The sequence below is a fragment of the Xanthocytophaga agilis genome (assembly GCF_030068605.1).
Classification (GTDB): Bacteria; Bacteroidota; Bacteroidia; order Cytophagales; family 172606-1; genus Xanthocytophaga; species Xanthocytophaga agilis.
Window position 1 is genome coordinate 40,140 of record NZ_JASJOU010000007.1, and the last position, 15,689, is coordinate 55,828.

Sequence of the window (15,689 nt, forward strand, 5' to 3'; positions counted from 1 at the left end):
TTCGTTAGCTTTTCGGTTTGATAGGTATATTTTGGATAATAGTATACTAAATAGCTTATTTATTTCCCCACCCTCTGGTGACCCATTCAGGAACTAATGTTTTGGACATATTCAGGCGAAGTTTGCTCAGCTCTGTCTGAGATAAAAGAGAAGTATCCAATCGAAAACTTTCCAACTGCTTTAACTCTCCCAAGCCATCGGGCAGCTTCTCTAACGGATTACCTTCCAGCCCAATGCTTTTCAGATTGGTCAGTTTGCCTACACTTTCAGGTAAGGATGTTAACTGATTTTTATCCAGATGTAATCCCTGTAACTGGCTTAATCCTCCCAGGCTTTCCGGCAAAGAAGCCAGTCCATTCTGATTCAGATTCAACTGCTTGAGCTTACTCAACTCACCTAAACTTTCGGGTAAAGCACTCAGCTTGTTTTGTGACAATTGTAAACTTTCCAGGTTTTTCAACTTGCCTAACTCGGGCAACTGTGTCAGTTTGTTGTCTGTCAGATTCAGCGAAGTAAGCTTATCCATATTACCCAGTTCTTTAGGCAAGGATTCCAGTCTATTGCCGGATGCGGAAAAACGGGTCAACTCTTTCAGATTGCCCAGTGAAGAAGGTAGTCCCTTCAAGGCGTTACTGCCTATATCGAGTGATCCCAGTTTATTTAGATTTCCCAGACTTTCTGGCAGAGCTGAAAGCTGATTGCCATGCAGATTCAACTGCTGAAGACTTTTCAGATTACCTACACTCTCTGGCAGAGACGTTAGTTTAGTTTGCATGGCTGTCAGCTCTTTTAGATTACCCAGCTTCCCAATCTGTTCGGGAAGTCTTTCCATCGGATTCAGACTCAGTGTCAACTCTTGCAAGCTGCTCAGATCGCCAATCTCTGAAGGCAGAGTGGATAGTTGGTTATTGGTCAGATTCAGCGATTGCAAACTTTTTAATTCAGAAATGGAAGAAGGCACCGATTGCAGATAGCCATTGCTCAGATTCAATTCTTTCAGATTGGCAAACGAACCAATCGAAGATGGTACCTCTTTCAATCCACTCAGTTCCAGACGCATCACCTGCGAAGGATTTTTCAGCGCTTCTTCAATCGATGTATACACAGGCAGTTTAGCCAGTTCTTCTTTGCGAAGAGGTATATTGCCTAAGGCATTACCTCTGAGTTCCAATTCTGAAACATGAGAAAACTTTTCCAGGGGTGCTCCCAGAGTTTTGAGCTGGTTATTAGCCAATTTCAACACCTGCAGTTTAGGCAAAGCCATCAGTGAATCAGGCAGGCGGGTGAGTTGATTGGACTCGACATTGAGCACTTGCAAAGATTTAAGTTTGCCCACAGAAGAAGGCAGACTTTTAAGTTGATTGCCTGACAAATGAAGCTCTTCGAGTTGATTGAGATTGCCAATCGAAGCAGGCAGTTGAGTCAGTTTGCTGTTTTTAATCTGAAGTACTTTCAGATTAGTAAGTTTGCCAACGGAAGAGGGCAGTGAATCGATCTGAGACAATACGAGCACTTTCACCTTTTGGGGATGACGCAATGCCTGTTTCAGATCGGTATAGACTCCTTCCTGAACAGACAAACTATCTGTAAGTGTTTTTTCAGCCTGTGGTTGATCCGCAACCTGACTTTTAGTGATCGTTTGTTTTGGTGACTGCTTTGACTGGGCAGAGAGAGTCTGTGGATTTACACAGAACAGACTTGCTCCAAGCAATCCCAGAGGCAGAATGCGTCGAAACATATAAATAGTAGATTTAGAGTGCAATGAGTAGTAAATAGACTTGTGGCTGTTTGGAATACGTTATTGTTGTACCACATCATCTGATACGGTAGCCATGTTGATCTGAGAGCCAGCCGGAGCCTGATTGGTGATCTTCACCTGCTTCCTGAAGATATTACCGCCATTACTTACATCTGTACCACTACCTGTTTTAGTGATCGTCACATCGGAGTTGAAAGTAGAACCATTCAGTTTAATATGTGGAGTTTTGGCTGTAACAGGTCCTATGAAAGAGGTTAGTTTATCGAAAATAAGCGTCCCCGTGTTGGTTTCTGTTCCCCCTGAAGATAGATCTATTGTTGTCATTGCCGTTGTCTGGAATTGACAGTTGGCGAAAGCTAAATTGCCCTTGAGAAATTTCGTAATATTTAATGAAGCAGTTGGCATAAAAATACACGAAACGGGTGACGCATAATCTCCAAAACGAACTTCCACCGGGCTTATATTTGTATTGGAAGTACTATTATTGGAAATAGTAATAGGGCCATAAAATCGGTTATACCGAGTTCCTCCTCCGCTTTTATTATTGTTATCATATCCTAGATAAATGGAACTTCCATACGTGGTTGCGCCTATATTATTAATATTTAAAATCACTGCCTGTTCAAAGGTTGCAGATCCTTTTTGACCATTAGAGATTATGATTGGACCTACAGAATTATGATTTACCACTACATTTCCCTTAAAAAGCAGGTTATCTCCCCCTATCACAAAAAAATCCCATGCATTCTGATTGAAGGTAGCTGTTCCTGTAACAGTAACAAGTGGAATCGGGTTGGCATTGCCATAGCCAAAATAAATCCGATAGGCATTATTCGTAACTGTCAGATTCCCATTAAAGAAATCACTTTCCGAGCTGGCAGTCTGGAGTATACCATTGCCTCCCGGGCTATTGAGAATGGTAGTATTTCCATTAAAGGTATTTCCTCCTGCCCAATTTCCGGTTCCTGATCCGTTTCGCTCCAGTGTAATATCACCGGTTACAGTAGTCCGATAAAGTTGATTGAAAAGCAAAGATGTCAGCCTTCCTCCATTACTGGTAATAGAAGTACTTCTGATTTGCAGATCCCGTAAGGTAGTTAGTGTATAGGTACCAATATCGAACTTAGCCCCTGTATTCAGTGTCAGATTTTTTACAGTTGTAGTGGTAGCCAGTTTAGGACAGGTGGTACAGGAATTGACTACTGCATCATCATAGGTAGAAGGGATACCTGCAGGAGTCCAGTTGGCAGCTGTATTCCAGTCTGTACTGACAGATCCATTCCAGGTGTAAGCTGCAGGAGTACTCGGATAAGCATATAAATTAAAAATGTCTGCTTCACTCAAGGCTCTTTCGTATAATCGTACCTCATCTATTTTACCCCGTATGGCATTGGCCGCTGTAGTGCTTCCTATAAAAAAGCCAGTCCAGGCTACAGGAGCCGTCATCGTTTTACTTACAACTAGATTACTGTTTTTGTACAATTTTCCTGTCCCAGCCGAATAAGTAAACACAAAGTGCTGCCATTGATTTAAGGCTAAGGTTCCTGCTGCTATGTTTGTAGGTGTCCCCATTCGTGTAGCCACATCGGTTCCTACCCACAAACCTCCTGTGGCATCCGAATGAAACAGAAACGCGTTCCATCCATTGATAGCTCCTGCCAGGGTCATATTGGTTCCGTAGGAAGTAGGATTCACCCAAAAAGAAACAGTAAAACCAGTAGTAGCGGGATTCCAGCTCCAGCCACTGGCAGCGGCAGCCCATCCCTGATTGGATACCCACTCCAGAGAAGAATTTACTTTGCCTGCACTTGAAGCAGGGGTAGTTCCGGTTATGGTACCCGAATAAGTACCTGTCTGATCTATAAGTGGGCTATTTACTGGATTGTCATCCATATTCCAGTAAACTTTTAAACCTGTAGTAATATTCTGGGCATTTAGGTTCACAACAATTCCCAGGTTAATAACAAGGCAAATACAAAAACGATAAAAGTACACGTAGTTCATTTTATTATATAACTGATTTAAAATTAAACACATATATTACTAAAAATGATAAAAAAAATAATCATCATTACTGTGCACTCCGCTATCCAGTAAGATACCTCCTATCCAATTATATCTTTAATAACCAAATACGCCCTATCATAAACATTCATCATGAAAAATATTTATAAATATAAATCATACAAAAATACATTTAAATAATACAATACAAGAAATACTAATAAATGGAATATAAGAATTGAATAGAACAGGCGATGAAAACAACAGAGAAAAGAGCTAGTCAGATTACCAACACAGGAATAACCATATACTGGACATTGACAGAACAAGTGATAGGTAAGAACACCAGTTAATCAGGATAACTCAATCTCTTATTCAACGTCAAACCCATTCCTGCAGAATAGGCTAAGAAGAAATCTTACATAGGTGGAGCTTATTGATTTTTTACAGGGATAAATGAGATATACCAGGATTTATCAGTCATTTCTTTCATAGGAAAGAAATAAAATTCAGTAGTGATAAAACCGTTTTTATGGATGTATTTGAGTTATTGGTTATAGGAGAGACAAATTTACAGCAGCTATTCTACACTAAAAACAGATTTTCTCTACAATGTAATATTTGAGATAAACTTATCTGGTGCTTAAAAAGAGAGGACTATTAATTCTAAAATGAAAGAATAGTAAACATTTTTTCTTTTACAGCTGACATTTTTTTCGACAAGAAACCATCACAGTAAAAGGGTAGCTTTGTCACAAAACAACAAAAATCTCATTGCTAGATAGTTAGCCAAACAAAATATGGAACACAAACCAATGGTCTGATTACACTCAACAGAAAATATATTTTTCAACACTGTAATAAATCTGCTCAAAAAATATTGGAGTAAGTAGATCTTCTACTTTCAAAGGTGTTAACCTGGATAGTTATCTTACATAGAGTATGCTGTATAAGTAACTACAATTGGTTACCTCTCAAGGATAATTCTATTGGGATAGTATTCTATAGAAATGAATGAATAAGTTTTGTAAAAGGAATGGGGGTACAAGAAGGCTGTATTTGTACATATAAGTGGATATTCAGCACAAAATTCATAATAGTAGTGAATCATGTCCCTACAAGTATGCTGCATGTATTTATCCAGCATACCTCTGCCAGCCTTATATCAACAAAAACGCAGATTTTACTGTACGATCCGACTTTGAATCGCACTTTAACCGAGCTATCCCTGAAGATGCACTCTACCAACATGAAGGCCCTAATAATATACCTTATCTTGTCCCATAGCTTTTGTGAAAATGAGGTTTTTAGGGAAAAGGTACTTGTTCGAAAAGAAAGACGCTGGTTCGAACCCAGAATGACAGCAACGTTTGTTACGTTGGGACAAATTGAGCCAAGTTCAGCTATGTGATAGTACTCAAACAGGGTCTTACCTACCAACGCAGCGTCCGCTCCATGCTGTCAAGGTAAGGGAGTGTATTTCTTTTTTTCATATTTCTTTATTGTCCTTCTGAAAGAATCTTGTGACAAATAGAGTTGCGTTTGGATTATGAGAGAAAAAATCATCTCTAGTCGGAAAGGCCGCTAACCTTGCCACGAGATCCTTACAAGAGGACAGGAGAGGTAGTTTGAGTGGTTTTCTTAAGGTGACAGCATTGAGTGGACGCTTGCGCCAGAAACTTTCTTTGTTTCCAGAAAAGATATGGGACACGATAAGAATAATATACCAACCCATATCCAAAGCTACAGAGAACTGCTAACTGAATTACCAACCCAATTACGCCATCTATGGTAAATAGATGATATTTCTCTGTTTCATCACTAAACAAAATCTAATCAGTGGAAGTACATTAGACTGATCCAGGAGTTGCGGCATAGTTGTATATTCGCAATGTGTACCAGTTTTTTGCACTGACTGGCACCACTTATATCAATAGAAAATATACCTGTCAGTCAAAGATCTATACAAATATTGCTGGTGATTGTACTCTGACTATGGATTTATCAATACCTTTTCATCCATTGGTTAGCCGCTTCTTTATTTGTATTAATTACATAGGTTATGCTTAATCTTTCACTCTTAAGTCTTATCATACTTTTAGGTTCTATACAGGGTAGCATTCTAACCTTGGTATTATTTCTATCCAAAGAGAAAGGGCCAGTCAGGCAAAAATACCTGGCATGGTTTACATTAATATTAGCCTATAATAGTATTCAGGTATTTTTATATACTACAGAATCTCCTCTGGTCATTTATTGTCCTAATACGTTTTTTCCTGTCTTTCATATCTTTTGTCTGGGACCTTTGTTGTTATTATATATTGTCAGCAATACAATAGGAGTTAGCAACTTACCTTATTCTTTATGGAAATACTTCATTCCTTCTATCATCAGCTTTTTAATTAATCTTATTCACGCCTTATTATTTTTCACCAAAGCGTTGGGACCTTCTACTCCACAAATGCTCTGGCCTGTATTTAGCCGTATTTTACAAGCCGAGCATATTATCCTGATTCTGGCATTTGCCTGGTTCTGGTTTCAATCCTATTCTATTCTGAATAGATGGAATAAAATAAACCAGCAAGACAAAGAAAACCCAGAGACAACAAATCCAATTATATATATCTGGTTAAAACGATTACTATTTGCCTTATTAACTTCCTATGGAATCTGGGCAATCACCATCTTTGCTACCATCCTGTTTGACCTTACTGTCAATCTTGCATTTCCGTTAGAAATTTCCCTGGCATTACTGGTATACTGGATCGCCTTTGTTGGAAATCAGAAAATACAGATCCTACAAATTCAGAAGGAAAAGATCAATTCATCCATACTCGATTTGCTGGAACCTTCAGAGATAAATACTTTGATCAACAAAATGCAACAGATTATGGAACAGCAAAAATGTTACCTGGACCCGGAGCTTAACCTGAGTCGCTTTGCTCAGGTTACAGAACTAAATAGCCGATATATCTCTGCAATATGTAATCAGGTATTAAAACTTGGGTTTGGAGAGTTTGTGAACCAATACAGAATACGGGAGGCCAAAACCCGTTTATCTGATCCGCAATATCAGCATCTCACCATTGCAGGAATTGCACTGGAATCGGGTTTCAATTCCATTCAGACTTTTCAGCGGGTATTCAAGCAGACTGAAGGAATAACTCCTCGGGAATTTCAGAATAATCAACCAAAAACTTTACTCAAAACATGATTTGAGTAGATCAATAGAGGCGCGGATGAGATTATTGCAACGATTTCATATTGCTATAATCTCATTAACTCATGCAGTCTACCCTTACCTGTTTTCTCAGTTATCTTCTCAAGAGATTATTCTCTCTTGTTTTTCCTTTACTATTACTTTCTTTCTGGGCGAAAGGACAACCTCTGCCGAAACCGTTAACACTGGTCGAGTTGAAAACAATATTGCAGAAAGAAATGGCCCAACAGCACATTGCTGGAATGTCAGTCACTCTGGTGACAAAAGATTCAACTCTCTGGTGTGAAGGCTTGGGATTGGCAGATGTGGAAAGAAAAACTCCAGTTACCAATCTGCATCTGTTTCGAATGGGTTCTACTACCAAACTATTCACTGCACTGGGCATATTTAGTCTGATCAATGAAAGAAAGTTGTCTGTGGCGACCTCTCTACGCCAAATAGCCCCGGAAGTACCCTTCCAAAACTCCTGGGAAGATAGCAATCCAATTACGATTCAGCACTTGCTGGAACACTCAACAGGCTTTAGTGACAAATCACCCATAGAAGAATTCAATTATGCGGACACAGATGTAAGTACTCTCCAATCACTACATATTTTTGAGAAATATATGGTATCCAAATGGAAGCCGGGAGAAAGGCATTCATACTCCAATGTAAACTATGCAATTCTGGCATATAGTATTGAAAAGCTATCTGGCCAGCCTTTCAATGAGTATATGAGGAAACATGTTTTTCAGTCTCTTACTATGTTAAATACAAATGTTTATTTACGTTCAGATAACACAAACAACTATGCAAAAGGTTATATCTGGCAAAATGAAAAGTTCAGACAAATTCCATCATTACCTCAATACAATCCCGGAAACGGTTCCTTACATACGAATGCTATGGATCTTTCTCACGTATTACAGGCTTATCTGAATGAATGGCAGACACCACAAGGACAATTTCTTTCCAAGACAATTCTTTCTGATAGTGAAACTCCTCACTCCTATCTGTCTGCCCAGACAGGCTTGCAGAACACGTATGCATACGGCAATGATTTATTGGTAGAATTACCCGATGGATTTCAGTTTAGGGGCCATACAGGGATAATTGGACCATTTTCGTCCACATTTGCTTATAATCGGGAACTGGGTATAGGTTATGCTTATGCAGTTAATTCTCCCTGCAATGCTTTTCCATTAGATAGTATAATCCGACATTATCTGACTCAACATGTTCCCAAACCTCAACCAGTGTCTCATCCACTGGATAAAGAATCTATAGAACCTTATCTGGGATATTATCGGTTTGATAGTCCCAATGATTTGCGTATGGGATTTCTGGAAAGCTTACAGTTTACCTTTTTACTTTCCAGAAAAGGAGAAGAACTGGAGGCTAAACGACTTTTGGGAGGAGGTACATCATGGACATCTGTCAGTCATAAAATTTTTAGAGATTCACACACTCTCATCGCCAGAATTGCATTAGTAAAAAATTCTGAGAATGAACCGGTTGTTATGCAGAGTGGATTGTATTTCAAGAAGATCAATGCTATAGAAGCATGGTTACCTACTATTGTACTAACCCTATGTGTGTGTTTGCTTTTTATCAGTGTCCTTTATGGGATAGTGGTTCTTATCTGGTTTGTCATTCAGCGAATACGTAAACAGTCTCCTTCATTTATCATTATACTTCTTCAGATTCTGCCATCACTAGCAGCAGTCAGTCTGGGAATGGCACTGATTTATTTTTCATCTATCATAAGCTATTTATACGAAGGTATTCCTGTTACACCTGTTGTAACCAAATCAACCATTGCTTTGTATGGATTTGGTTTGTTTACAATAACAATGATTATACTTCTGTTGATCAGGTTTCGTTCGTTAAATACATTTTTAAAAACATATCTCAGTTTAATAACTTTAGCTGGTAGTTATATACTTATTCTACTTTTGATTCATCACTGGTTCTGATGAACCCCTCAAAAATGACAGTATCCTGTGGTGTATAGTTTACACAATACACCACAGGATACTGAAAATCTCAATTAGTAAGCTATTTCTATTCGTATCCAGGATTCTGCTCTAATACAGCATCCTTGTTCAACTGAATTTCTGACAATGGAATAGGCATCAGTAAATGGGTGCTGGTCAAACCTCTAAGTGGATTAACCGGGTTATTGGAGTTAAGTCGGGTAGCCCTGTCTACCAGTGTTTTGGTACGCATCAGTGTCATTCGGCGGTTTTCTTCTCCAATCAACTCACGTACACGCTCATCCAAAATGAAATCCAGCGTGATATCAGAGGCAGACACTTTACCAACAGTTGGGTAATCCGGGAATGCCCGTTCCCGTAATACATTGATACTAGCCGCCGCTTCTTCCAGTTTTCCTTGCTTAAACTGTGCTTCTGCCAGCAACAGGTACGTTTCTCCTAAACGCATCAGAATAAAATCTTTGATCATAGCATAGCCGAAGGTATCATTGGGGTCAAACTGGTACCACTTGGTAGTATGTGGAGCAAGATTGAATAAGGTATCTGTCCCTGTATAAGGTACAGGTTTGCCATATGTGGCAGACTGTTTGGGGTCATTATACACATATCTTCTCCGAATACTATATTGTGAGTTGCGGATGTCACCTGGCTGATATAAGTTATAGATAACCCAATTACTCAATCGCAAACGACCCAATGCGCGACCACCTGTAGAATCAGACAATGCCATACCTTTTACATTGTGATAGGCAGCTCCCCATACGCGGCGTTGTTGAGGGTTATCGGTAATTCCTCCTACTACTGTATTGGGATTTTCCTGCTCCAGCACCCAGATGGCTTCTCTGTTGCCTTGTACACGTCTCTGATTTCCATAAATAAACATATCTGCATAATAATCACCGGGATTACTTGACTTGATACCATAACGACTCTTAATCAAAGAAAACTGGCCACTATTAATGATTGTCTGAAGCTGAGCCTCTGCCAGAGCAGGTTCGCCAATGCGTAAATATACTTCTGCCAGTAATTGCATAGCCATGTATTTATTGGCACGACCATACAACTTACCTTTACTATTCGAACGTACAGCCTCAATATCCGGAAGATGTTGTGCAGCAAAAGTCAGGTCAGCAACAATCTGCTCATTGACTTCATTCAGAGATGCTCTTACAAAATCCGTTTTCGGAGCAGTAAGAGCCTGTGTAATCAAAGGTACTCCCCCAAAGCAAGTAGCAAGATTGTTATAAGCATATCCTCTGAAGAATTTTGCTTCAGCACTGATCAGATCTTTTCCTCCATTGCTAATACCTGTCAATGTAGGAGATTCAATGCTATTGATAATAATATTGGTCAGATTGACCATGATATAATTACGGTTCCAGGTACGTGCAGCAGCGCCATCTGTAGGAGTCAGCACTGTATAGTTATAGTATGGAATTTCTACGCCTTGCTGATTCGCTGTTGCATTGGCAACATCTGTACCAACCTGCCATACACTAGGCCATCCCTGTTGATCAGACCAGGAAAAGATAGTACTGGTATGATTATATAACCCTACCAGAGAAGCTTCAAACCCCAGGGAATCATTTAAGGTAATAGGTGTATAGGAAGAATAGGGCTTTTCATCCAGAAAAGCATCTTTACAGGAAACTGTCAATACCACTACAAATAGAAACAGTATTTTGATATATGTTTTCATGTTACTCATTATAAATCTGAGGTTGCTGACAATTAACGAAGGGTTACATTTATCCCAAATACAAAGGAACGGGTTACAGGATAGTTATTTACCCAGCTATCCCCTGAGGAAGAAGTAACTCCGCGAGGTTGTTGAACAGCTTCAGGGTCCCATCCAATCCAATTAGTGAATGTATGAAGGTTTCTGCCACTCGCATAAGCTGTAAGACTTCCCAAATGCAGCTTATCTACTATCTTCTGTCCAAATACATAACTCAAGGTTACGTCTTTGATTCTGGTATAGCTGGCATCAGAAGCATATCCATAACCACGAGGATTTTTAAATGCCAGCGATGGACGCGTGTTGCTTTGGTTTTCAGCAGTCCAGTAACCTACATCACTGGGTGTATTGCGTTTACCTGTTTCATCTGCATAGGTCAGATCCGGATTGTTTCGGGTAATACCTTGTACCGTTTGGATAAAAATGCTCAAATGCAGATTCTTGTAATGAAACGTATTAGTCAGCCCTCCAGTCCACTTAGGAGCTAATTGTCCCAATATCATTCGGTCGCCATCTGCTGTAATCTTTTTGTCACCATTCAGATCAGCAAATTTTAAATCTCCAGCTACGGCACCAGGATCTTGTGATGAAGCATCTTCTCCTGTTTGCCATACTCCAGCCATTTTGTAATCATATACTACACTAACGGGTTGGCCAATAAACCAGCGATTTCCCAGATCATCTTTCTTATCCCCATACAAATCCACAATACGGTTCTTATTGGAAGTGAAAACGATAGTACTTTCCCATTTGAAATCCCCTTTGTCTATATTGTGTGTGTTTAGTGTAACTTCGATTCCTTTGTTGGAAGTTTCCCCTATGTTATCCCAAACACTTGAATATCCTGTAATGATGGGTAAGCTTCTCAGAAGTAATAAATCTTTGGATGTATTTGAATAAATATCTATACTACCACTGAAACGATTATTAAGAAATCCAAAATCTAAACCCAGATTACGACTCAATGTTGACTCCCAATGCAAGTCTGCATTTCCCAGATTACCAGCTACAGCTCCAATGGTACTCACACCATTAAATGGGGATCGAACAGTGCCATTAGTTGTAATAGTACGATAGACAGGAATTGCTTCATTACCGGTTTTACCATATGAAAGACGTAGTTTCAGATTACTGATGGGGGTAATATTTTTCATGAAAGCTTCATTACTAATGTTCCAGCCTATGGCAGCAGAAGGGAATACTCCATATTTACTTGTATTCCCACCCATCACAGAAGCGCCATCACGACGTGCTGTCAATGTCAATAAGTATCGGCTATCATAAGAATAGTTAATACGTCCCATCTGCGAGTTAAGAGCATACCTGTCTGCACCTGAAGTACTGGTTTGAGTAGCACCAGCTCCCAGATTATTAAAGGACAACTGATCATTCACAAATCCTGTTGCGTTAGCACTGGATGTATTGTATCTCCGCTGCTGGGCACTATACAAGGCGGTTACATCTAAGTGATTCACACCCCAGTCCCTGGTATATGAGAGGATGTTTTCCAACACAAAACTATTAGTCTCAGAATAGGAAGTTCTTGCAGTTCCTAACATATCATTGGCAAGACGTCCTGTATAACTGGCAGTGCGGGTAGGCAAATAGGTATATCCTAAGTTCATGCGGTATTTCAATCCATTCAATGCACCACCAAACTTAATTTGAGCATATGCATTCCCATTCACATTGGTACTACGGTCTACCCGATCTGTAGTTAGTCCAAGCAATGGATTAGTATACAATTGTTCTGGAAACATAGGATAGATTTTATACGATCCATCTGCATTGTACATCTGTCCATACGGGCTCATCGCTGAGGCATTCAACAAATTGGATCTTCCCCCATCATAATTGTTATTTGCAATAAACAAAGATGTCCCAGCTGTTAGATAATTGGTCACATCTACATCCAGATTAGACCGGAAGCTTACCCTTTTGTATTGATAGCCTTTGATTACCCCTTTTTGATCCAGGTATTCACCAGAAATAAAATAACGTGTCTTATCTGAACCTCCGGATATACTCAAGTTATGATCTTGTAGTATACCTGTCTGGCTTGATTCCTTAATCCAGTCTGTTGTGATTCCAGCATTATAGTTAGGCAGCTCATCATAATTTGGTACAGGACTGGTTTGAGTCTGCCCTGTCTGAATCATATAGTCTTTGTATTTCTGAAGATACTCCTCCCCATTTCGTGGTTTTAGAATATGGGAATAATTTTCAATTCCAGTATAGGCATTGTATCGGATAGTAGGTTTGCCACTTGTTCCCCGTTTGGTTGTAATTAGGATAACTCCATTGGAACCATTGACACCATAAATGGCCACAGCAGAGGCATCTTTTAGAATTTCCATTGACTCAATGTCATTGGGATTGATGTCATTCAATGAGCCTCCTGTTTTGCTTAAAGGAATTCCATCCACAACAATAAATGGTGAAGTACTGGCATTAATAGAATTTTGTCCCCGAACAACGGTTGAAGGTGTAGAACCTGGTACTGAAGAGGGTTGAGAGATATTAACCCCGGCTACAGATCCTTGTATGGCCTGCATTACATTGGTGACAGGTAACTGCGAAAGTCTAGCCTTTGGTACAGAAGCTACGGCCCCGGTAATATCCGAACGTTTTTGGGTACCATATCCTACTACCACGACTTCACTTAAAGATTGCAGGTCAGGAAGTAACTTTATATCTACAGCTGTACGGTTTCCAACTGTGACCTCCTCAGTAGTATACCCAATAAAAGAAAAGATCAATACAGGATCTTTAGTACCGTCTGGTATATTGATCGAATATTTTCCTTCACTATTAGTAGTTGTACCAATAGAAGTTCCCTTTAGCAAAATACTTACTCCTGGCAATACTTCTCCTTTATCATCAGTAATAGTTCCTGTTACCTGTATATCCGCTATACTGGTATTGGATTTCGACAAAGGCAACAAAGAGGTAGGTTTTGAAGAGTTTTTATGGCTTTCAGGAGCAAGAGCAAAAACTCTTTCAAACGGAAGCCATATACATAAGAGTAGTAACCATCTGATTTTCATAGGCAACTTTAGATTTAAAATACAGTGATTTTTAAAAAGATTCGCTAACAGGCATACAATTTTGTATTCGAATAATGCAAATCTAAAGAAGCTTATTGGAGGTACTGGGGGGAGTTTTCGCCAAAAAAGGGGGGTAAATTAAAAAGGAGGGGATTTATTTCAAGGAATAAGCCACTCTGAATCAAAATTTTAGAGGCTCAGAGTGGATAAACACATGACTCATCCCGAATTTTGAGTAAAGAATGTCATTGAGAAAGGATAATAAATGTCACAAAGAGAGTAAAGACAATTTAACTAGCGAATGGCCGTGTAGGTGCGTAGGGATAAAAATTCCGCGAGCCTAGCGTTGGCCCTGTGGGGCGAAGCTTTGGAATTTTTTGCCCTTTTTTGCGGCTGGCACACATCCTGGCCCAACAAATTCTCATTTGTTGTCCTTTTTTGGGCAAGCAAAAAATGAAGAAGCTGCAAGTAGAAGAATGTAAGGGAATATAAACCGATTCAGAAAGAAACATCTCTCAAAATAAACCCACACCCACACTTTCAAAAGCATAGGCTTGAGTTTTACTCTCATCTAAAATTCGGGATGAATCATGTAATAAGCCACTCTAAATCAAAACTTTAGATTTCCAGAGTGACTTATTAAGTAGTTTATCTCAAATCGGCACTGTGATCATTATGAAAATCCTCTCCACTCCAGATTTTCTGAGCACTCCATTTGGCAGCCGGACCAGCCCAGAAAGGATCAGATTCAGATAGGCCTAAAGGCAAAAATATATTGGTACAGATGTATAAACTACCCTGATTATTGTAAAAATCAGCAATGTCTGGTTGAGAACCATACAAGCCAATTGTCAGCCATCCATCTTTGTAAGTAGATGGGCTTTCCAGTGTCTTTTTGATAACAGCAGTCAACGCGCAACGCACCTGTGCCGGACTCAACTGCTCAGGCAATGCTTTGCGCCAGGCCATATCTGCCAGGTGGTGAAAAGCAGCTCCACGATATACAATCGAACGGCCTGTAGCAGGATAGGTTCCATCTGTATTGATTAGTCTTTCCTGAATGATAGCATATCGTTCATTACGCTTCTTAATCTTCTCAATCATGTGATTGTAGGCATTCGTCTTCTGGCTAACGATACTGGTAATAGTAGCCAGATAAGGATGTATCACATAACTATTGTAGTAATCAAATGCATAACTCATACCATCTGTATACATCCCGTCTCCCACATACCATTGCTCCAATTGCTGAAGGGCGTAATCTACCCGCATAGGGTCCCATTCATACCCATATTTACAGAAGAAGGCTTCTGTCATAGCCGAAAAGAGTAACCAGTTTGAGAAAACGGGCTTAAATTTCCGGGTTGTTCGGAAAGAAATTACGAGACGTTGTTTATCTGTAACACTCATATTCTCCCATATCCAGGGAGCACGTATAAGAGCATAGGCCAGATACGAAGCATCAACCAACTGCTGACCACCAATATCAAAACGCATATAATCCTTTGATGTAGAATCCAATGCATGCGAAATACCTTCCAGCACCCACTGGCGATATTGGTTCCGCAGAGCAACTTCGTTAGCACTACCCCCTTCCAGTTGCAGCCAGGGAGCAATCCCACTCAATACCCGCCCAAGTACTTCCAGATATTGTACCTGTATCCGGTGATTCCGATTGTCAATCCGGACAGAGGTTACCTGTGGCATAGCTATCCGTAGGCTATCATGAGCCAGGCTGCGCACCATAGGTCTCACCATTTTATCCATTTCCTTCAACCAATACGCACGATCATTTAAGGGTTGAGTTTTTTTTGCATTTTGTTTCTTTTGAGCATATCCTGCAGTACTTATAGTGAGGGTTAGTAAAACAAGAAATAGAGAATAGAAATAGTATTTCTTCATAAGGTGAATTATTTTGAAATAGAATAATAAAGATCTTGCA

At 39.7% G+C, this 15,689-nt stretch carries 7 protein-coding genes; 2 read left to right on the top strand and 5 right to left on the bottom strand.

The genetic code is table 11. The features are described from left to right. Positions 1-55: 55 nt before the first annotated feature. Together QNI22_RS19960 and QNI22_RS19965 are read right to left on the bottom strand one after the other, a co-directional pair. Positions 56-1,738, bottom strand: coding sequence for a leucine-rich repeat domain-containing protein (locus tag QNI22_RS19960; protein ID WP_314513376.1), 1,683 nt, complete (start codon positions 1,736-1,738; stop codon positions 56-58). Positions 1,739-1,798: 60 nt separating this feature from the next. Continuing rightward, the gene (locus tag QNI22_RS19965) at positions 1,799-3,763 is read right to left on the bottom strand and encodes a LamG domain-containing protein (protein ID WP_314513377.1); all 1,965 of its coding nucleotides are present in this window, start codon (positions 3,761-3,763) and stop codon (positions 1,799-1,801) included. A gap of 2,062 nt (positions 3,764-5,825) precedes the next feature. Here QNI22_RS19965 and QNI22_RS19975 point away from each other — a divergent pair. After that, the gene (locus tag QNI22_RS19975) at positions 5,826-6,977 is read left to right on the top strand and encodes an AraC family transcriptional regulator (protein ID WP_314513378.1); all 1,152 of its coding nucleotides are present in this window, start codon (positions 5,826-5,828) and stop codon (positions 6,975-6,977) included. A gap of 71 nt (positions 6,978-7,048) precedes the next feature. Next, positions 7,049-8,941, top strand: coding sequence for a serine hydrolase (locus QNI22_RS19980; protein WP_314513380.1), 1,893 nt, complete (start codon positions 7,049-7,051; stop codon positions 8,939-8,941). An 88-nt stretch (positions 8,942-9,029) separates the two neighbouring features. On the opposite strand, the gene QNI22_RS19985 is transcribed toward QNI22_RS19980, so the two are convergent. The 3 genes from QNI22_RS19985 to QNI22_RS19995 all read right to left on the bottom strand — a co-directional run bounded on the left by QNI22_RS19985 (position 9,030) and on the right by QNI22_RS19995 (position 15,649). After that, positions 9,030-10,661, bottom strand: coding sequence for a RagB/SusD family nutrient uptake outer membrane protein (locus QNI22_RS19985; RefSeq protein ID WP_314513382.1), 1,632 nt, complete (start codon positions 10,659-10,661; stop codon positions 9,030-9,032). 32 nt (positions 10,662-10,693) lie between these two features. Continuing rightward, the gene (locus QNI22_RS19990; protein WP_314513383.1) at positions 10,694-13,747 is read right to left on the bottom strand and encodes a SusC/RagA family TonB-linked outer membrane protein; all 3,054 of its coding nucleotides are present in this window, start codon (positions 13,745-13,747) and stop codon (positions 10,694-10,696) included. Between the two features lie 648 nt (positions 13,748-14,395). Beyond that, on the bottom strand, positions 14,396-15,649 hold the full coding sequence (locus QNI22_RS19995; RefSeq protein WP_314513384.1) for a DUF2264 domain-containing protein: 1,254 nt from the start codon (positions 15,647-15,649) through the stop codon (positions 14,396-14,398). Between the last annotated feature and the right edge of the window lie 40 nt (positions 15,650-15,689).